Annotated in this window: 13 protein-coding genes; 7 read left to right on the top strand and 6 right to left on the bottom strand. The window is 57.5% G+C overall.

Annotation, left to right across the window (positions count from 1 at the left end; translation table 11 throughout):
- Positions 1-20: 20 nt before the first annotated feature.
- From AMUC_RS10895 to AMUC_RS10885, 3 genes are all read right to left on the bottom strand, one after another.
- Entirely contained in the window at positions 21-3236 is a 3216-nt protein-coding gene (locus AMUC_RS10895; protein WP_012421066.1) for an efflux RND transporter permease subunit, read from the bottom strand.
- A gap of 61 nt (positions 3237-3297) precedes the next feature.
- Positions 3298-4557 (bottom strand): efflux RND transporter periplasmic adaptor subunit, encoded by a 1260-nt coding sequence (locus tag AMUC_RS10890; protein ID WP_012421065.1) that lies wholly within the window; start codon positions 4555-4557, stop codon positions 3298-3300.
- A 222-nt stretch (positions 4558-4779) separates the two neighbouring features.
- Positions 4780-6951: a M3 family metallopeptidase gene (locus AMUC_RS10885; RefSeq protein ID WP_157738291.1), complete on the bottom strand. Its 2172-nt coding sequence runs from the start codon at positions 6949-6951 to the stop codon at positions 4780-4782.
- Between the two features lie 121 nt (positions 6952-7072).
- Between AMUC_RS10885 and cimA the strand changes: the two genes are divergently transcribed.
- The 5 genes from cimA to AMUC_RS10855 all read left to right on the top strand — a co-directional run bounded on the left by cimA (position 7073) and on the right by AMUC_RS10855 (position 13159).
- A complete protein-coding gene (gene cimA, locus AMUC_RS10880) occupies positions 7073-8707 on the top strand; it encodes a citramalate synthase (RefSeq protein WP_012421063.1) in 1635 nt (544 codons plus the stop codon).
- A gap of 433 nt (positions 8708-9140) precedes the next feature.
- Positions 9141-9353: a DNA/RNA-binding protein gene (locus AMUC_RS10870; protein ID WP_012421062.1), complete on the top strand. Its 213-nt coding sequence runs from the start codon at positions 9141-9143 to the stop codon at positions 9351-9353.
- 253 nt (positions 9354-9606) lie between these two features.
- On the top strand, positions 9607-10683 hold the full coding sequence (locus tag AMUC_RS10865; RefSeq protein ID WP_012421061.1) for an Mrp/NBP35 family ATP-binding protein: 1077 nt from the start codon (positions 9607-9609) through the stop codon (positions 10681-10683).
- A gap of 140 nt (positions 10684-10823) precedes the next feature.
- A complete protein-coding gene (locus AMUC_RS10860) occupies positions 10824-12200 on the top strand; it encodes an MATE family efflux transporter (protein ID WP_042449312.1) in 1377 nt (458 codons plus the stop codon).
- A gap of 203 nt (positions 12201-12403) precedes the next feature.
- A complete protein-coding gene (locus AMUC_RS10855) occupies positions 12404-13159 on the top strand; it encodes a hypothetical protein (protein WP_012421059.1) in 756 nt (251 codons plus the stop codon).
- A 69-nt stretch (positions 13160-13228) separates the two neighbouring features.
- On the opposite strand, the gene AMUC_RS10850 is transcribed toward AMUC_RS10855, so the two are convergent.
- Together AMUC_RS10850 and cls are read right to left on the bottom strand one after the other, a co-directional pair.
- Positions 13229-14752, bottom strand: a complete 1524-nt coding sequence (locus AMUC_RS10850; protein WP_012421058.1) for a pyruvate carboxylase subunit B — start codon at positions 14750-14752, stop codon at positions 13229-13231.
- Between the two features lie 106 nt (positions 14753-14858).
- Entirely contained in the window at positions 14859-16313 is a 1455-nt protein-coding gene (cls, locus tag AMUC_RS10845; protein WP_012421057.1) for a cardiolipin synthase, read from the bottom strand.
- A 144-nt stretch (positions 16314-16457) separates the two neighbouring features.
- Between cls and AMUC_RS10840 the strand changes: the two genes are divergently transcribed.
- The gene (locus tag AMUC_RS10840; RefSeq protein ID WP_012421056.1) at positions 16458-17273 is read left to right on the top strand and encodes a thymidylate synthase; all 816 of its coding nucleotides are present in this window, start codon (positions 16458-16460) and stop codon (positions 17271-17273) included.
- 22 nt (positions 17274-17295) lie between these two features.
- Positions 17296-17775 carry a dihydrofolate reductase gene (locus AMUC_RS10835; protein WP_012421055.1) on the top strand — a complete coding sequence of 160 codons (480 nt, stop codon included), beginning with the start codon at positions 17296-17298 and terminating at the stop codon, positions 17773-17775.
- 103 nt (positions 17776-17878) lie between these two features.
- Here the strand turns inward: AMUC_RS10835 and AMUC_RS10830 are convergent, their stop codons facing one another.
- Positions 17879-20986 (bottom strand): efflux RND transporter permease subunit, encoded by a 3108-nt coding sequence (locus tag AMUC_RS10830; RefSeq protein WP_012421054.1) that lies wholly within the window; start codon positions 20984-20986, stop codon positions 17879-17881.

The following is a 20986-nucleotide window of genomic DNA, read 5'->3' as shown; positions in this document are numbered from 1 at the left end:
AGATGGTTGCAGGGGCGGTTTTACCCTTTTAATGATTCATGGGCTTCGTGGAACAGGTGTTTGCGGGCGATGATTTCGTCCGGGTCTTCCGTTTCCACCGTCTTCCGGGCGATGCGTACGCGGAAGAGCTTCATGATGAAGTAGAAGGAGCACGGAATCAGGAAAATGCCCACGACCGTCGCCATCGTCATCCCGGCAATGACCACGATTCCGATGATATTGCGGGAATAAGCGCCGGAACCGGAGGCCAGCGCCAGCGGAACGCAGCCCAGAATGAAAGCGAAGGATGTCATCAGGATGGGGCGCAGGCGGATTCTTGCGGCGGAAAGCGTCGCTTCCATCAGCGTTTTGCCGCGTTCCATTTCAATGACGGCGAATTCCACAATCAGAATGGCATTCTTGGCCGCCAGGCCGATGAGCATCACCAGGCCGATTTGCGCGTACAGGTTCAATTCATAACCGAACCAGTACAGGCCCAGGAACGCGCCGAGGGCAGCGATGGGCACCGTCATGAAGATGCTGAGGGGCAGGGACCACCGTTCATACAGGGCCGCCAGAATCAGGAAGACAAAGACGGAGGAGAGCAGGAAAATCTGCACGATGCCGATACCGTTCTGGATTTTTTGTTCCTGGTAGCTCATGTCCGCATAGCTGTAGCCCATGTCGGAAGGCATGCTGGCTTCAAAGGTTTTTTCCAGCGCCTCCATGGCCTGGGAGTTGGAGTAGCCCTGGGCGGGCGTGACCATGAGCTTGGATGAGTTGTACAGGTTTTGGCGCAGCAGGAATTCCGGCCCTTTGATATCCGTGATTTTCACGAGGGTGGAGAGGGGGACGGAGCTTCCCGTGTTGTTCTTCACGTAGAAGTTTTTGAGCATGTCCGTTCCGGTGCGGTCACTGCCCTGCGCCTGGATGTACACTTGCCACTGCTGGCCGTAAAGGGTGATGTAGTTGATGAACAGGGAACCCATGTAGGCCTGGAGCAGGCTGTTGGCTTCACTGATGCTGACGCCCAGCGTGGCGCATTTTTCTTCATCCAGCCGCACATCTTTCTGTTCCACGGCGAAGGACATCACGCTGCGCACGCCGCCGTTGTTGTTCGGGTCGAATATCGGAAGCTTGTTCGCTTCCTTCACAAAGATGTCCGTTTGTTCCGCCAGGTATTCCGTGCCCTTGCCGTCGCGGTCTTCCAGCATGAAGGTGACGCCGTTGGCGGAACCTACCCCCGCAATGGCCGGAGGCTGGAAGCACATGGTGATGCCTTCGGAAACTTTCGTGGTCAGCAGGGCGTTCAGCTGGGCGGTGACCGCCTGGGCGCTCTGGTCCGGATTGGGGCGTTCCTCCCAGGGCTTGAGCATGACGAAGAAGAAGGCGTTGTTCGTGCTCTGCACGCCCGTCAGCAGGCTGAAGCCGGAGATGGCAATCACGTCTTTTACGTTCGGGTTCTGGCGGATGAGTTCGGAAACTTTGTCCGCGGCGGCCGTAGTCAGCTGGAGGGAACGGGCTTCCGGCATGATCAGGGCCGCGAACAGGTAGCCCTGGTCTTCGTCCGGCAGGAAGCCGTTGGGGATTTTCTTGGCTACGGGGACAATCGCGTAGGCGATCAGAGCCAGCAGCGGAATGGAGATGATGAGCTTGCGGGTCAGGAAGTGGCACACTTTGGTGTAGCCACTGGCCGTGGCGTCATAACTGCGGTTGAAAACGCGGTAGAAGAATTTCAGCGGGCCGCCCTTGGTCGGGTCCTTGGGTTTGAGCAGAATGGCGGACAGCGCCGGGGAGAGCGTCAGCGCGTTGAACGCGGAAATGAGCATGGAAATGGCGATGGTCACGGCAAACTGCTGGAAGAGCGTGCCTGTAATGCCCGGCAGCAGCAGGGAGGGCAGGAACACCGCCGCCAGCACCAGGGCGATGGCGATGACGGGGCCGGATACTTCCTCCATGGCGGCGAAGGCCGCCTGGCGGGGCGTGAGGCCGCGCTCCATGTGGGATTCCACGGCTTCCACCACCACAATGGCGTCATCCACCACCAGGCCGATGGCCAGCACCATGCCCATGAGGCAGATGGTATTCAACGTGAAGCCCAGGAGCGGAAACAGCGCGAAGGTGGCGATGATGGAAACCGGAACGGCGATGGCCGGAATCAGCGTGGCGCGCCAGCCTTGCAGGAAGACGAACACCACCAGAACCACCAGCAGGAGGGCTTCCAGCAGCGTGTGCTCAATTTCCTCAATGGAGGCGCGCACGGCCAGCGTGGTGTCCAGCGTCAGGTTGTATTCCATTCCGGCGGGGAAGCTGCGGGAGCGGTCTTCAAAGAGCTTGACCAGGGCGTCCACTGTGTTGATGGCGTTGGAGCCGGGAGCGGCGTACACGGCGATGGCGCCGGAATCCCTGCCGTTGTATTTACTGGATACGTTATAAGTCTGGGAACCCAGCTCCACCTTGGCGATGTCTTTCAGGTAAAGAAGCTTGTTCCCGTCCGCACGGATGATGATGTTGCCGAATTCTTCAGCCGTCTGAAGGCGTCCCTTGGTCTGGATGCTGTATGTGAATTCCGTTCCGGGAGGGGCCGGCTCCGCGCCGATCTGGCCGCCGGGAATCACGGTGTTCTGCGCCTGGATGGCGGATTGGACTTCTCCCACGGAGATGTTCTGAGCGGCCATTTTGGTGGTGTCCAGCCAGATGCGCATGGCGTAGCGGCCTGCGCCGAACACCTGCACGTCGCCCACGCCGGGAACGCGTTTCACGGGGTCCACCAGGCTCACGTAGGCATAGTTGCTCAGGAAGATGGCGTTCAGGCTGTCATCCGGAGAATACAGGTTGATTACGGCCAGCGGGCTGCCTGTGGACTGCGTGATGGTGATGCCCATCTGGGAGACCTCCGCGGGAATCTGGGCGGTGGCCTGCCCGTAGCGCATGTAGGCCAGAGTCTGGTCCATGTTGGGGTCCGTGCCAACTTCAAAGACGATGCTCAGGGAGCAAATGCCGTTGTTGGCGTTGGTGGAAGTCATGTAATCCATCCCCACGACGCCGGAAATGGACTGCTCAATGGGGGAGGCTACGGAATTGGCCACCGTCTCCGCATTCGCGCCCGGGTAGGTCGCCTGCATCTTGATGGTGGGCGGGACGATGTTCGGATACTGCTCAATGGGCAGCCCCATCAGGGACAGGCCGCCGAGCAGGATCATCACGATCGAGATGACGATGGCAATGGTCGGGTGTTTGATGAAGAAGCTGGACATGGCGTTAAATCATGAAAATGCGCGGGAAAAGGGAAGATGGTGGGTCTCCGGATAAGGGAGGTTACTTGGCGGACGGCTGGGCTTCTCCATCCTTCATGCCTTCTGGCGTCCTGGCCTTTTCAAAGGACTGGGCCCCTATGGAGGGCATGACGGGCTGGGAAACTACGGGCTTGTAGGGAAGCGGCTTGACGGGGGCTTGTCCCTGCACCTTGGCCGCCTGCATGATTCCCTCCACCACGATGGGGCTGTCCTTCGTGAAGGTGGAGTGCGGCATGGGAATGATGTTGATTACCTGCATGCCGTCAACAACGGGGCCGAGGTTGACGACCTGCATGTGGGGAATGTTCTTGTCATCCAGGTAAATGATGAATTTGGCGCTCTGGGCGGACAGAATGGCGCGCGGAGGCACCAGCGCGGCGTTTTCCAGCGTTTTCACCGTGGCGCGGACGCGGACGAACATGCCGGGCCGCAGCGTCAGGTTCGGATTGGGAATATGCCCGACGATGTTGATGGTACCGGTCTGGGCATCCACATTCCTGTCAATGGCCACGGGTTCGCCCTGCATGGGATATTCCGTGCCGTTGGCAAGAATCACGTCAAATTTGAGGTGCTTCTGCCTGGTCAGATTATTGTCCATGGAGTTCAGGAAGTCCCGTTCGCTTACGGAGAAATCCACCCGAATGGGGTCAATGGAGGAAATGGTGGTCAGCGGCGTGGGGCTGGAGGGCGTCAGCAGGTTGCCGATGGAAGGGGTTGCCAGGCCGGCCAGGCCGGAAATGGGGGCTGTAATGGTGGTGAATTTAAGATTGATTTTTGCTTCATCCACCTGGGCCTTTGCCGTGGCGATGGCGGCTTCCGTTTCCTGGACCTGCTGCAGGGCGTCGTCCAGCTGCTTGCGGCTGACGGAGCCGGTTTTCACCAGCGGGGTATAGCGTTCCACGTCCAGCTTGTATTTTTTCAGCGTGGCTTCATATTGTTCCAGTCTCCCCTGGGCCTGGTCCAGCGTTGCCTGGAACGGGCGGGGATCAATCTGGAAAAGCACCTGGCCCTTCTTGACATAAGCGCCGTCCCGGTAATCCTTGGAAAGAAGGTATCCCGTCACCTGGGAGCGGATTTCGGCATCTTCCGTGCCGCGCAGGGTGCCCACCCATTCCTGCCTGATGGGAACATCCTTCGTGACCAGTTTGGTCACCTGCACTTCGGGAACGAGCGCCGGCGCCTGGGCTGCGGAATCCTTTTCCCCTTCGCAGGAAGTTAATATCATCACCGGGGAGCAAAGGAGCAGGGTTGTTGCGGCAAACGTCAAAGGCTTATTATACATAAATGAATGCGGTTGGTTGCGGCTGGTGCCGGAAGATGCGGCAAAGCGGAAGAATTTTCTCTTCTTTTTCTTGCAAAGTCAACGCAAAGATGTGTTCTGAATTCTGCAAAATATCTGTAACCTTTGCATAATGAAGGGATAATTTAATTAAACAAATGTATAATATGTGACTTGCCTCTGTGCCGCGCGGAAGAGGCTGCTGCGGTTTGGGGCTCCTTTATTTCAGGATGCCAGCCGCCTCTTGCGGAGCATGGCGTCCATGCGCGGCTTTCTTCCCATGAAATCCATGAACTGCCGCATGGGCGGGACAGCATAGCCTTTTTCCAGAATGGTTTTCCGGAATTTTCCTGCCGTTTCCCTGTCCTGGCCTCCGGCCCGTTCAAAGGCTTCAAAAATATCTTTGTCCAAAACTTCCGCCCATTGGTAGGAGAAATAAAAGGAGGCATAGCCCGCAGGAGAGGAAAACAAGTGACGCGCCGTGCGCAGCTTGCCGGCTCTTTTGAAATCTTTGAAATAATCCATATCTCCCGCTACGGCGGAATCCACATCATCAAGAGAGCCGGCGGAGAAGCGTTCCGGTTCCGAATGCACGGCCAGGTCCATCTTTGCGTACAGGAGCTGCCCGGCCAGCGCGAGGGCAGGCGTATTGCCGCGGGAGGCGTCCAGAGAGTTCAGCATTTCCTCCGGAATGGGGAGTCCCGTTCGTTCATGGCGCGCAAAGCTTTTCAGCACGTCCGGCCGCCAGCACCAGTTTTCCATGAATTGGGAGGGGACTTCCACAAAATCCCGCGGCACGCTGGTCCCCGCCAGGGAAGGAATGGAAACCCTGGTAAACATCAGGTGCAGCAAGTGGCCGAACTCATGGAATAAAGTCCTGACTTCCCGGTGGGACAGTATCACCGTGTCTCCTGCCGCGGGGGGATGGATATTGAGGCAGACCATGCCCAGGCGCGGCTTGCCCGGGGTCTCCGGCGTGGACGGGCTGCCCGTATCCAGGGTGTTCATCCACGCTCCGGCCCGTTTATTGCTACGGGAGAAAAGATCCAGGTAAAAGGAACCCAGTTGGTTGCCGTTGCCGTCGTCAATCGTGAAAAAGCGTACGTCCGGATGCCATACTTCCACGGTTCCGGCGGATTCGCCTGCCGGGATGCCGGAGAGGGACTGCCGCGCCGGAACTTCCTTCACGCGGATGCCGTACAGCCGCTCCGCCAGGGAAAACAGGCCGTCCAGCACGCGGGGAAGGGGAAAGTGGCGGCGCAGCTCCTCCTGGTCCAGCCGGAAATGTTCTTCTGCCCGGAGATTGGCGTAATATGCCACGTCCCAGGGATTCAGGCGGGCGTTTTCCTGCCCCGTAAGGCGGGCCTTCAGGCTGCGGAGCGTTTCCATTTCACGGAAAAAGGGGGCCTTGATCTTGTCCAGCAGCTCATTGACGAACTTTATGGCGTTTTCCCCGTTTTCCGCCATGCTCTCGCGCAGGGCGTAATCCGGGTATTCCTTATATCCGCACAAATGCGCCTTTTCACGGCGCAGGGAGAGGATTTCCCTGATGACGGGTTCCGTGTCGCATGTTCCCGTAGCCAGAGACTGGCGGTGTTCCCATAAATCTTTCCGGCATTCTTCCCTCCGGGCTTTTTCCATGACCCGGGCGGAAGCCGCGGAATCAAGCGTGAACGTCCAGCCCGGACCGGACTGGCCGGGCTGGCGCTTCAGAAATTCTTCACGCGCCTGCTGCAGGGCGCTTCCGTCTATCCCTTCCAGAAGGGCGGCGTTCCGCACCGTCCAGGTCCAGGATTTCCTGGCATCCATATACAAATTGTTGAAACGCTGGGAGGCGAGCGTCAGTTCCCTGTCAATGGACTCAAGCCGTGCGCGCTTGTCCGGCGGCAGATCAGCGCCGTTATCCCGGAAGCTCTGCATGCTTAGCTCCATGTACCGTTCCTGTTCGGGGTTCAGGTGAGTTTGCCGCAGGCGTTCCTCCGCGGTTTTCAGGACTTTCCACAGGGCCTGGTCTTTCGTGACGGAGGAAAGGAAGGCGGACACGCGGGGAGCGACCGAATCCATGGCCTTGCGAAGTTCCCCGCTGTCGCACAGGCTTTTCAGGACATAAGCCTTGCACATGCCTTCCGTAAGGAGGTCATTGCTTTTCTCCAGCGCGCCGAACGTATTTTCATACGTCATTTCTTCCGGACGGAGGCGGCTGATTTCCTCTATGGCTGTCCGGGTGAGGCGCATGGCTTCCTGAATATCCGGTTCCAGCTTGTCCTGGGTCAGCCGGCTCCAGCGGATGGGACGCTCCCTGTCCAGGAAAGGGTGGGCGGAAGTGGCCGCCGGGGAGGGAAGGGCCACGGAGAGGAAGAGGAAAAAGAGATGAAGAGACTGCCTGAGTAAACTCATGGCGGCCATCCTACCGGAAGCAGGTTTCTCCTTCAAGCCTTGCGCTTTTCGTGTCTGCATCAGGGGAAAAGCCGGGGCCCGGTCTTGAACGGCTTCCCGTTTGCATGTATGAATCAAGGGGATGTCCACCAAAATCTTTCTCTATGATACTACGTTGCGGGACGGCGCGCAGAGTGAAGACGTCAATTTGAGCGCGACGGACAAGGTCCGCATCGCCCGCCAGCTGGATTATCTGGGCATGGATTACATTGAGGGCGGCTGGCCCGGCGCCAATCCGGTGGAAACGGAATTTTTCAACGCCATGAGAGGTGTCGGACTAAGGAATGCAAAGCTGGCCGCCTTTGGAAGCACGCACCATCCTTCCCATACTCCGGAGACGGACCCCACGCTGACCGCCCTGATATCCAGCGGTGCGCGGGTGGCCGCGGTTTTTGGGAAATCCTGCCCCCGCCATGTGGAAGTGGCCCTGGGCATTTCCCGGGAACGCAATCTGGAAATCATCGGCAATTCCATTTCCTTCCTTAAGAAAAATATGGAAGAAGCCTTTTTTGACGCAGAACACTTTTTTGACGGCTTCAAGCGGGATCAGGAATACGCCCTGGCTGTGCTCCGGACAGCCTGGGAACATGGAGCGGACTGCCTGGTGCTGTGCGATACCAACGGAGGCACCATGCCGGAGGAAATCAGCTCCATTATCAGGACGGTCAGGGAACGCCTGCCGCATGCCCTTCTGGGCATCCACGCCCACAATGACTGTGAACTGGCCGTCGCCAACAGCCTGGCCGCGGTAAACAGCGGAGCCATCCAGGTGCAGGGGACCGTGAACGGCATCGGGGAGCGTTGCGGAAATGCCAATCTTTGTTCCGTCATCCCCAACCTCCAGGTGAAGATGAAAGGCTTTTCCTGCCTCAGCGGCGCCTCCCTGACGCGGCTCAAATCCACTGCCGCCTTTGTCTCGGAAGTATCCAATCTGGCGCCTTTCCGGCGGCAGCCCTTCGTGGGGAACGCCGCGTTCGCCCATAAGGGCGGAGTGCATGTCAGCGCGATCATGAAGGAAGCCGCTTTGTACGAGCACATCGACCCCTCCCTGGTGGGGAACGCCCAGCGCGTGCTGATGACGGAGCAGGGCGGCAGGAGCAACATCCTTTCCCTGTCCCGCACCCTGGGTTTTGAACTGGAAAAGGGAGACCCCCTTCTGGACGTGCTTTCCGCCGCCGTGAAGAAAAATGCCGCGCTGGGGTATGATTACGTGGCCGCCCCGGCCAGCGCGGAGCTGCTCTTCCTGCGGCACATGCCGGACAATGCCTTGAAACCGTATTTCAACATCCTGCGCACTGTGGTGCTGACCTCACGCCATGAAATGGACCCGGACATGATGGTGGAAGCCTCCCTCAAGCTGGATGTCCACGGCAATGTGGAGCACACCGCCGCCGGGGGCTTTGGCCCCGTGCATGCGCTGGACAGGGCTCTGCGCCGCGCCCTGACGCGCTGGTATCCGGAATTGGAGCAGATGCACCTCATCGACTACAAGGTGCGCGTGCTTTCCCCCACCCGGACGAACATTCCGGAGGCGGAGGATGAAAACGGAACCGGCTCCAATGTCCGCGTGCTTATTGAGTCCTCGGACGGCGTCGCCACCTGGACCACTGTGGGCGTTTCCTACAACATTATTGAGGCCAGCCTGGAAGCCCTGGCGGACGCCGTCACGTACAAGCTCTACAAGACGGAACAGGCCAGATGGCGTGCGGAATGCTGATGGGCGGCGCTCCTTTCCGGGGGACGTGGGCGGTTCTCATGGCTTTTCCATTTTCTTCCCGTTCCCTTGCGTGGGGCGGGCCGGAAGCTGAAGGGCGGAAAAAGCTCCTCCTGCCGGTTGGATGGCTCAAAATGAACAGGAAGAGGATCAATGAGCTTCGTGAACAGGCCCGGGCGACAGTGTTCTTTTTTGAGACGGCTCCTGTGTTCTTTCCTGTTCTCCATTCATGTTGGTCAATCACGTTGCCGCAGTTAACGCCGGGACGCCGGATTGCTGCCAGTTTGCCCGAAGAACGGATGCCCTGCCGGAAAAATACCGTTATTTTTCCGGTTTTTGCTTCCCGGCCGCATCTGCCGGGGTAAATAAAACATTGACCCGCCAGCGGGGAAGCTTTATCCTGAAATCCTCATTCAACCAGAGGTAGATTACAGCCGTGGAGGACGATATTATTTGTACAGAAAAAATCATTGCGGAACGCAAGACGTTCTTTCTTGATCTCAAACAGAATGCGCGCGGCAAAGTGGTGCGTATTACGGAAAAGGTGAGCTCCAACCGGGACCGGATTATGGTGCCTGCGGAAATTTTGGATGATTTCATCGCCGCTCTCCAGGATATCCGGGAGACACTGAAGCAGCAGGGGGAATAAATTTTCCCCCTCCCTCCTGTTTTTTATTTCACCAATAGCGGGGCTGCGGCCGTCCCGCCATTTCTTAGTATCCGGGTCATTGCAAATCCGGCGGGCAAAAAGCCGTTTTGTCTGAATTAGGCGTTGTCAAAAATAAAAAAGGGAGTATTTTTACTTCCCGGTTTTGCCGTCCCCTTTTTTCATATTCCGGAGCATTCTGCATGCCGGAGGCACGGGGCCGGAATGTTGATGCAACCATGAATATTTCAGATATATGACGACACAACAGGAATTGACTCCGGAATTGATACGGGCTGCGCTGACCACGGTAAAATTTCCGGGGTTCAGCCGTGATATCGTATCTTTCGGGCTGGTGAAAAAGATTGACATTGACGCTGAAAACAACGTCACGATTGATTTAGTGATTGAGAGCAAGAATGCGGATATTCCCCGTTACATTTTTGAAGGCGTTCACGGCGTGATGAAACATTTGCCCGGCGTGAAGCATTGTGACGTCAATATCGAGCATAAGGCTCCGGAAGCCAGGAAGGGAATCAATGACGACCCCTCTACCTGGAAATCCTCCGTTCCCGGAGCCAAGCATGTCATTGCCGTGGCTTCCGGCAAGGGCGGCGTGGGCAAATCCACCGTTTCCGCGAACCTGGCGGTGGCTCTGAGCAAGCTGGGGTATTCCGTCGGTCTGGTGGACCTGGATATTTACGGCCCTTCCATGTCCCTGATGTTCGGCACCAAGGAACGCCCCGGAGCCAATGAGAATGACGAATTTATCCCGGTAACGGCCCATGGCGTGAAACTTCTTTCCATGGGGCTGCTGATTAATGAATCCGATCCTGTGGCGGTGCGCGGTCCCCTGGCGACACGCTACGTCCAGCAGTTCCTGCGCAACGTGGCATGGGGGGATGTGGATTTTCTGATTCTGGACCTGCCTCCCGGCACCGGAGACATTCAGCTGACTATTGTCCAGACGGCCGAACTGGACGGCGTGGTGGTGGTGACCACCCCGCAGGAAGTGGCGCTGATTGATGCCCGCAAGGCGATCGGTCTCTTTGAACGGGTGGAAACCCCCATTCTGGGCATAATTGAAAACATGAGTTATTTCCAGTGCCCCTCTGACGGCAAGATTTACCATATCTTTGGCGAAGGAGGCGGCGAACGGGAAGCGGCTAAGCTGGGAGTGCCCCTGCTCGGCAAGATTCCGCTGGATATTTCCACCCGCTCCGGCGGGGACGAAGGCCGCCCCGTGGCCCTGGAAGAGCCCGGGCAGAATCCGGTTTCCGCCGCGTTCCGCCAGGTGGCTGAACAATGCGCTCGTGTGGTGCTTGACCGCTGAATGCCCGGACGGGGCGGGAGGCCCGGTACGGTTGGCAACCTTTAACTTTAAAGCCGGATTGGAGCCTGCCGCTCTGGTCCGGCTTGTTTGCCGGCATGTTCCGGCTTTTTGAGTGAGGATGCATGGAAGGGAATAAAAAAATGAATAAGACGTGGAATTTGAAGGAAATGAAAAAGTTGATACCGCTGGCCCTTCCGGTGCTGGTGGTCAACCTCTCCATTGTGGGCATGGGGGCGGTGGACGCTATTGTGGCCGGGCGCGCCGGCGTGACGGACATGGCCGCCGTGGCCCTGGGGTCTTCCGTGTACCTGCCCGTGGCTCTCTTCGCCTGCGGCGTGTTGATGATCATCGGCCCCGTAATTGCCAACATGCGGGGGAAAAGCCATGAAAGCCGCGTGGGCTACATGACCAACCACGGCCTGTGGCTGGCGTTCATGCTCAGTCTGGTTTCCATGCCGGTCATTTATGTGTTGAGAAATGTGTTCGGCTGGATTTCCGATGACGCCGCCATGTGCCAGATGGCCTCCGCCTACATGTTCGCCATTATGTGGGGCCTTCCCGCCAACCTGGGGTTCGTGGCCCTGAAGAGCCTGAACGAAGGCTCCAACATGACACGTCCCGCCATGTACGTGGGATTGTGCGGCCTGTTGCTCAACATTCCCCTGAACTACATGTTCGTCTTTGGCATGTACGGTTTTCCCCGCATGGGTGGAGCGGGGTGCGGTGCGGCCACGGCAGTCATTTTCTACATTGAATTCCTGCTGATGTTCCTGCTGGTTTACTTCAATCCCAAGCACAGGCCGTACCGCAGGCACATCATTTCCTGGCGGCGGCCTACGCCTTCCGTCATCACGCACCTGGTGCGGCTGGGCGTGCCTATAGGCGTTTCCCAGCTGTGCGAGGTGATGCTCTTCTGCGCGGCGGCTCTGGTGCTGGCTCCGCTGGGAGAGACGCAGGTGGCTAGCCACCAGATTGCCGGGAACGTGGGCGGCCTGGTGTTCATGCTCCCGCTTTCCGTAGGGCTGGCGGCTTCCATCCGCGTGGCGTACCATCACGGCAGGAATGACCTGGCAGGCACCAGATCCGCCATTCTGTCTTCCTATGTGCTGGTGCTCACCATCTGTCTGTGCACCTTTGGAGGCATCACCCTGTTCCGCGAGCAGATCGTGCACCTGTACAATGACTCGGAGCTGATTGTCAGCACGGCTTCCGTCCTGCTGGTTCTGGCGGCGGCCTACCAGCTTCCGGACTGTTTGCAGGTGCTTTCCGTCGGGGTTCTGAGAGGATTCCGGGATACGGCGTCCATTACCTTCATTACGTTTTTCTCTTATTGGATGGTAGGATTTCCGGCGTGCTACATCCTTGCCCGTACGGACTGGATTGTCCCGGCCATGGGAGCGCGGGGCATCTGGACGGGATTCATCATCGGCCTGGCAGTAGCGGCGGTGCTGCTGCTCTGGCGCGTAAGGCGCACTACCAGGCGGGAATTTTCCCTGATGAGGCAGGCGGGGGAATAACTTTCATCTTCTTCATTCCCGATATTAAAAGGGCGGCTTTCTGGGAGAATTAAGTTTCCTAAGCATTTCCCTTCCGAGAGGAGGAATGCGATGTTCCGGAAAGTAAACATGGTCGGAGGCATGGCGGAGCGTGCGTCAAGCGCGTTCCGGTGATGTGATGATGGCGTGCGGGAAATGAATCCCCACGCCATCATTATTGAATTATGTCTATTACAGTTACCAATCCGGAAGGCCGGAACGTTGAATTCAAGGACCAGCGGGGGCCGACCTGCGGTCTCTACGCCTTGTCCTTTGTCCTAGAATATCTTTATGATATTAAAATCCCCGCCACGGCAGACGGGGACAAGACTAGTGAGTCCCTGAGGAACAAGTTCAAAAAGGACGGGAAAACCGTTATTGGAGAATTATATGACGCTACTTCAAGCATGGCCACTTATATAGAGAAGCTGGCCCCGTCCAAAATCAAGTGTCAGTCTGTTGCCTGTGACGTCACTTCCATCATTGAAACGCTGAATGGCGGAGGCCTCTGCATGGTTCCTTTTTGCGTGGATGCCTCTGGCAAACCCGATCATTCAGGAATTCACGCTCATTGGTGCGTTTTACTGAACGTCTGGGAAGTAGACGGAACCGCAGTTGCCTGTCATTGGGGAAAGGATCATGTTTTTAACTTGAGCCAATTGGAGGAAAGCAACAAAGCCATCAAGGATGTGGAAGAACAGTATTGGGGTAAAATTCCTGCCGCCTCTTATTCTTTTTCCATTCCCATTGAGGGATTGAATTATGTTCAGTGCAAAACGAATACAGATACTTCCTGTAAATGTGAGTACCCTCTTCCATTCCCCATCAAGTCCGGTTCCATCAAAAGTATTCCGGCAAAGCCTCTCAGCCAGACACTGGCCGGAAAGATGCTGGTTTTTAGGAATAACGGGAGCTGTGACGAAAACGCCGTTTCTCAATAAACAGTAAAGCGGGCAGTCCCTTTATGGAGGGGCTGCCCGCAAACGGTTTGATCAGATGCTTCGGAGATTTTAGCCGATGCGTTCCACTTTCACGGAGTGGGCCTGGCCGTTGATGATGATGGTCAGGTCACGGGAACCGGAAGGGCCGCTTACCCGGGCGGTGATTCCGTTGTCAATGACGGTCATGGACGGCGCGGCAGACGCAGGCGTTGCGGCAGGAGCGGTGTTTACCTGTACGGGGGCTTCTTCCTTAGGTTCCGGCTTTTTGTAGAAGTCTTCCACCTGCTGCGGGAACATGGCGTAGATGACGCAGTGTTCGTCGTCCGTGGGGAGCCCCTTTTCCGCAAGCTTCTTGCGCAGGTCTTCCATGCCGGGCTTGATCAGGTCCGCCGGACGGCAGGTGATCGGGTCCTTGCCCATCTTTTCCGCGCAGAGTTTCTGCACTTCCGGGTCCACGGGAGCCGAGGTGCGGCCGTAGTAGCCCAGGGCAATGTCCGCCGCCTGGGGGGTGATGTTCTTCCAACGGCCGAACTTGACGTTCAGCATCGCCTGCACGCCTACGATCTGGGAGGTGGGGGTCACCAGCGGAATCCAGCCCAGAGCCTTGCGGACTACCGGGATTTCCGCGAATACTTCCTCAAATTTGTCTTCCATGCCCTGTTCCTTGAGCTGGGTGCGGAAGTTGGAAAGCATGCCGCCGGGGACCTGGTAGCGGAGCGTGTCGGAGTCCACCACTTCGTTGCGGTGGGAGGCGAATTTGCCCAGACCTTCATAGACGGGTTTGAGCATTTCGGAAACTTCAATGAGCTTGTCCGCGTCGTAATCCGGCTTGCGGGGATTGCCGTTCAGCAAGGCAAGCATGCGCAGGCAGTCCGGCTGGCCCGTGCCGTTGGCGAAGGGGGAGATGGAGACATCGCACGCGTCCACTCCGGCATCAATGGCGCTGAGGTAGGTGGAGGCGCCGAGGCCGGCAGTGTCATGCGTGTGGATCCAGACGGGGATGTTCAGGTCTTTCTTCAGGGCGCTGACCAGTTCCTGGGTGACATACGGAGGAATGAGGCCGGCCATATCCTTGATGACGATGGCGTCCGCTCCCATATCCGCGAGTTCCCGCCCCATGTCCACAAAAGTCTGCGTGGTGTGCACGGGAGAAGTCGTGTAGCAGATGGTGCCGTGGGCCTGAGCTCCGGCTTTCTTGGCGGCGCGGATGGAGGTTTCCATGTTGCGCGGGTCGTTCACGCAGTCGAAAATGCGGAAGATGTTCATGCCGTGCTTGGCGCTCATGGCGACAAAGGCTTCCACCACGTCGTCCGCATAGTTGGTGTAGCCCACGATATTCTGACCGCGCAGCAGCATCATGTGCGGCGTCTTGGGGGCCGCTTTTTTCAGGGCGTCCAGCCGGTCGAAAGGCCATTCTTTCAAGAAGCGCAGCCCGGCGTCGATGGTGGCGCCGCCCCAGGTTTCCAGGGCGCTGAAGCCCATGGAGTCCAGAATGGGGGCGATGGGCAGCATGTCTGCCGTCTTCATGCGGGTTGCCGCCAGGGATTGATGCCCGTCGCGCAGAACGGTGCAATTGAATGTAACAGGATTCATTATTTAGTTAACTGTTGTTAAAAATTGAAGAGGTGGCTTCTGGAGGGTGATTTTCTCACAGCCTCCCTTGCAGGTCAAGCATACAACAGCGGATTCGCCGGAAGAACTACTGGACGGGGGCCGTCAGTCGCGCCAGGTTGCAGAGCATTTTGAAGCCCAGGGATTTATTGTTGTAATCCGCCAGGGATTCCCTCTTGGAGGAGGAAAAATCCTGCTCCAGCATGGCTTTTACCTCCGCGCAGGCGGAGGGGGAATGGATAACGGCGGTGATTTCAAAGTTCAGGGCCAGGGAACGGTTGTCCAGATTGGCGGTTCCCACGGTGGCTATGTCATCGTCCATCAGAACTACTTTCTGATGCAGGAACCCCTTTTGATAGGCCCAGAGCTGGATGCCGTATGTGTCCAGGTCCCGAAGGAAAGTAAAGGAGGACAGTTTCACCAGAATATGGTCTGCCCGCTCCGGACGCAGGATGCGCACATCCACGTTCCGCAGGGCCGCCGCCTGCAGGGCGGCCATGACTCCCTCGTCCGGGACGAAGTAGGGGGTGGATATCCAGAGCCGCCGGGTGGCGCTGTTCGCCAGGGCGATGAGCGCGGTTTTCCAGGCGGGAATGACGTCTGCGGGGCCGGAGGGCAGGATGAGCAGGGTTTCATCCTCCGGCTGGGGCGTGATTTCCCAGCGGAGGCGGGGAAGGGAGGAGGGGCCGCATTTCAGCATGGCCCAGTTCCAGTCTTCCAGAAAGCTGATTTGCGTTTGCTGGACGGAGGGGCCTTCAAGCTGGACAAACGTGTCGCGCCAGTAGCCCAGAGCTCCCTTGCCCAGGTATTCCCTGCCTATATTCATGCCTCCGATGAAGGCGGTGGAACCGTCCACCACCACCAGTTTCCGGTGGTTGCGGAAGTTCAGCCGCAGGATGTTGCTCAGGAAATGGCGCTTCCCGTTGAAAGGTTCAATGTTCACTCCTGCTTTCCGCAGGGCGGAAATGTAACCGGGGGGGAGCTTGTGGGAGCCGATTTCATCATACAGCATGTAAATGCGGATGCCGGCCTTGGCCCGTTCAATCAGCAGGTCCTTCAGGTTCTGCCCCACGGAGTCGTTTTTGATGATGAAGAATTCAATCAGGATGTAATGCTCTGCGTTCTTGATGGCGTCGTAGATGCGCGGGAAAGCGTTGGCCGCGTCAATAAGCAGGCGGCAGGAATTGCCGCGGCAGACGGGCAGCCGCACGATATTGGAAAGCGTGTGCATGATTTTTCCCGCCGTGTCGGATGACTGTACGGCATACGGAACCATGCAGTTTGTAATTTTATCCGTCAGTTCCCCCCATGCGGATTCGGGGTCCGTCTGGCGGCGGCGCGTTTCCACATATCCGCTGAATCTCCGGCGTCCCAGGATCAGGTAAAAGGGGACGGCAATATATGGAAATGCCAGCAGGGAAATGAGCCACGCGATTGTTCCCTGAGGCGTGCGCGTATGGAGCAGGGCCGGAATCAGGCAGAAGGCGCCTGCAATGTGGCAAAAGGCGGCAAATCCCAAATATGGCTCTTCAGGAATGATCATGGAACGGAAAACCGGAAAAGATGCGGGGGATGAAAACGGCGGGGAGAAGTGAAAAGGCTGGCTTTTGGAGCAGGAGATGATACTAAGGTGACGCATGCTCGTATTATCACGGGTCCAGGGATTAGAAAAGCGTAATTTAAGGGAATGAAGCAGTATTTGGCACTTTTGGAGGATGTCCTGAGCAATGGAGCGGGGCGGGAGGACCGTACCGGAACGGGCACTATCGGCGTGTTCGGGCGGCAGAGCAGGTATGATTTGCGCGACGGTTTTCCATGCCTTACCACCAAGAAGCTTCATTTACGCTCCATCATTTATGAGCTGCTCTGGTTCCTGAAAGGAGAGACCAATATCAAGTTTTTGAAAGACAACGGCGTCAGCATCTGGGATGAATGGGCCGACGAAAACGGGGATCTGGGGCCCGTGTACGGCGCGCAGTGGCGCTGCTGGCCGGGAAACGACGGCAAACCCATTGACCAGATTGCCAGACTGGTTGACGGCCTGAAACACAATCCATGGTCTCGGAGGCACATCGTCAGTGCGTGGAATGTGGCCCTGGTGGATGACATGGCCCTCCCTCCGTGCCATTCCCTGTTCCAGTTTTGCGTGATTCCCGCCCAGCCGGGAGAAAAAAAGCACGGCCTTTCCCTCCAGCTTTACCAGCGCAGCGCGGATCTTTTTCTGGGGGTTCCCTTCAACATTGCTTCCTATGCGCTGCTGTTGCTTATGACCGCCCAGGTATGCGGGTATGAAGCCCGGGAATTCATCCATACGTTCGGAGATCTGCACCTGTACCGGAACCATCTGGACCAGGCGAGGGAACAACTCTCCCGCACGCCCCGTCCTCTCCCGGTCATGAAGCTCAATCCGGAGGTAAAAACCATTGACGGATTCCATTATGAAGATTTTGAGCTCGTGGGGTATGATCCCCTGCCGCACATCAAGGCTCCCATCTCCGTTTAGAACATTCATCCCTTAATCCATCATGTCACAACCCGTTACTTATACAGGAGTGGTCGCCATGGCTCCCGACCGCGGCATTGGTTACCGGGGGGCGCTCCCCTGGCATTTGCCGGACGACCTCAAGACGTTCAAGCGCATTACGACGGGGCACCCCGTGCTGATGGGCCGGAAAACGTATGAGAGCATAGGCAGGCCTCTTCCCGGCAGGCAGAACATCGTGCTGACCCGTGACCCGGCGTGGACGGCGGAAGGCGTTCAGGTGGTTCATTCCGCAGGGGAGTTGGAATGTCTGGAATTGATGGACCCGGAAATCATGGTGATCGGGGGTGCGGAGATTTTTTCCCTGATGATGCCGGCCATGTCCCGCATGTGGGTTTCCAAAGTAAAGGGGGAATATCCGGCGGATACTTTTCTTCCTCCGTTTGAGAACCGGCTGGAGCGTGCCGTCCTGAAGGAACATTTTGAAGATTTTGACCTGTATTTGTACGAGCAGGTCAAATAGCCGCTCTTGTCCGTAACTCCGCGGGAGGCGCTGAAGCATAAAAAAGAAAAAGACGGGGCGGCCAAGGCCGCCCCGTCCTTCATGGAGCAGTCTTCCTTTACATTTATTCCGCCTTTCTGGCAAACAGGCCTTTCACCCATTCGCGGTAACGCTGGAACATGGCGTACAGGGCCGGAATGAACAGAATGCCCACTACTGTTGCGAGAATCATGCCGTAGAAGGTGGAGATGCCAATGGCTTTGCGGCTTGCCGCGCCCGCTCCGGAGGCGATGACCATGGGGAATACCCCGATGATGAAGGAAATGGCCGTCATCATCACGGCGCGGAAGCGCTGCCGGGCTCCTTCCAGGGCGGCTTCCTGGATGGGAACGCCGCGCTCCCGCTCCATTTTGGAGAACTCCACCATCAGAATAGCGTTTTTCCCGGCCAGGCCCACCAGCATCACCAGGCCGAGCTGAGCGTAAATGCTCAGGGGCGTGTTGCAGATAATCAGGCCGAGCAAAGCGCCCAACAGGGCGACGGAGACGGAGACAATGACGGAAATGGGAACCGTCCAGCTTTCATATTGCGCCACCAGGAACAGGTAGCCGAAGAGCAGGGCCATACCCATCAGCAGGACGATTTTCCCATCGTTCTGCCGTTCCTGATAGCTCATGTCCGTCCAGGTGATGGAGTAATTTTCCGGCAGCGGAATAGCCTCAATCTGGTTCATCAGCTCGCCGCTGCTGACGCCGGGTTTTGCCTGGGCGGTCACTTCTGCGGACATGAGCTGGTTGAAACGGGATATTTGCCGCGGCCCCACCATGTAAGACAGGGTGGCTACGGAGCTGAGAGGCACCATCTGGCCCTGATCGTTCTGAATGTAGGTGTTCATGATGTCATTGATGGTGGTGCGGTCCTCTGCCGCGGACTGCATCTTCACCTTGAACGTGTAGCCGATCAGGTTGAAATCATTGATGTACATGGAGGCCAGCTTGCTTTGAAGCGTCGTGAAGATGCGGCTGACGGGCACGTGCATGCTCTGCGCCTTTTCACGGTCGATGTTCAGGAAAAGCTGGGGGGTGTTCGCCTCATACGCGCTGCGGGCGTACATGGTTCCCGGCAGTTTGTTGATTTTGTCCAGCAGGTCGTTGGTCACTCGTTCCAGGTCCTTGGGAGTTTCCTCCCCGCTGGCCTGGAGCATGAAGGAGACGCCGCCCGTCAGGCCCAGCCCCATGATGGCGGGCGGGCTGAACACGGTGGCCTTGGCCGCCGGAATTTCATCACACAGGATGGAAGCTTTCTGCATGATGGAATCCAGGGAAAGCTCCGGCGTCTTGCGTTTGTCCCAGGGGTCAAGCTGGGCGATGCACATGCCCAGGTTTTCCCCGTTGCCGCCCATGAAGCTGAATCCGGAAGTGGAGGAAACCTGGCGCACGCCGGGGATGCTCATCAGCTTCTGTTCCGCACTGCGCATGGCCTGTTCCGTACGGCCCAGCGTGGCGCCAGGGGCCAGCTGGATATCACAGAAAACGGTGCCCTTGTCTTCCGGAGGAAGGAAGGATTTGGGTACGGTCTCAAACAGTTTCCAGTTGCCGACCAGGACAGCGGCCAGCAGAATCAGCGTAAGCCACGCGCGGCGCACCATGATGCCGGCGCATTTGATATAGCTTTTGCGCGCCCATTCCAGAGAGACATTGAAGGGGCGGAAGAGGCTGAACCTGCTCTGTTTCTTTTGCTTCCTTTTCAGCAGCAGAACGCACAGCGCGGGGCTGAGCGTCAGGGAATTGATGGCGGAAAGGCAGAGGGCCACGCACATGGTTACGGAGAATTGCATGTAAATGTTCCCTACCATGCCGCCGAAGAAGGCGATGGGCACGTAAATGGCGACCGTCACCAGCGTGGTGGCGATGATGGCGCCTGTAATCTGGTGCATGCTCTTCCTGGTGGCTTCTTCCGGCGAGAGATCCTCCGTCTCCAGAATGCGCATCGTATTTTCCACTACGATGATGCCGTCGTCCACCAGGGACCCGATTACTAGAATAAGGCCGAACATGGTCAGCACATTGATGGAAAAGCCCAGGGGCAGCAGGATGGCGAAGGTGCCTATCAGGGAGACGGGAATGGCGAGCGCCGGAATGAGCGTGGCACGCCAGTCCTGCAGGAACAGGTACGTGATGCCCACCACCAGAATCAGGGCGATGACAAGCGTTTCCACGATTTCCGCCATGGTGGCGGAAATGTATTGCGTGGGGTCGTAGCTCACGACGTAGCTCACACCTTCCGGAAAACGTTTTTCCAGCTTCTCCAGCGTGTCTTTCACGCCGTTCATGGCTTCCAGGGCATTGGCGTCATCCAGGCGGTACACAGCCATGTTCACGGAGTCTTCCCCGTTGTTGCGGCTGCTGCCCGTGTAGGTTTCCGCGCCCAGCTCAATGCGGGCAATGTCGTCCAGCCGGGTAACGTGGCCATCCTGGCCCGTGCGGACGATAATCTTGCTGAATTCCTCCACGGTCTGCAGTCGTCCGGTGACGTTCACCTTGTATTGGATGAAGTTGTTTTCCCCTTCCGAGCCGATGGAGCCGGCCGCGGCCTGAACGTTCTGCGCCTTGATGGCATTGGAAACGTCATCCGGCGTGATATTCAGGGCGGACATGCGCAGGGCGTCCAGCCAGATGCGCATGCTGTAATTCTTTTCCGGCATCAGGTTGACGGCAGAGATTCCCGGTACGCGGGCAACCTCATCCTTCACCCTGGTCTTGACGAAGTTGTTCAGCTCCAGGGAACTCATGCTGGTGGACCGGAAAGCGAAGAATCCCAGGATGTCAGAGGAGCGTTTCTTGATCTTGATGCCCTGGTCCGTCACCTCCTTGGGAAGTTTGTATTCCACCCGTTTCAAGGCGTTCTGAACGTTCACCATGTTGATGTCCGAATTCGTGCCGCTCTTGAACGTCAGGGACAGGGAATACCCGCCGGTGTTATCTGACTTGGAGGAGAAATAGAGCAGGTTTTCCAACCCGTTGAGTTCTTCCTCAATGGGGGAGGCCAGCGTTTCCATCACTACCTGGGCGCTGGCACCCGTATAGGTGGCCTGCACGTTGATGCTGGTGGGCGCGATTTCCGGATACTCCGCAATGGGGAGCTGGTTCAGGCAGATGCCGCCAGCCAGCATCATCAGGATGGCGATGACGATGGCGAATTTGGGGCGTTTGATAAACAGGTCCGCAATCAT

Origin of the sequence: Akkermansia muciniphila ATCC BAA-835 (assembly GCF_000020225.1) — a bacterium.
GTDB classification, from domain to species: Bacteria; Verrucomicrobiota; Verrucomicrobiia; order Verrucomicrobiales; family Akkermansiaceae; genus Akkermansia; species Akkermansia muciniphila.
Note: the sequence above shows the minus strand (reverse complement) of the source record. Positions and strands in the feature narration are given on the sequence as shown.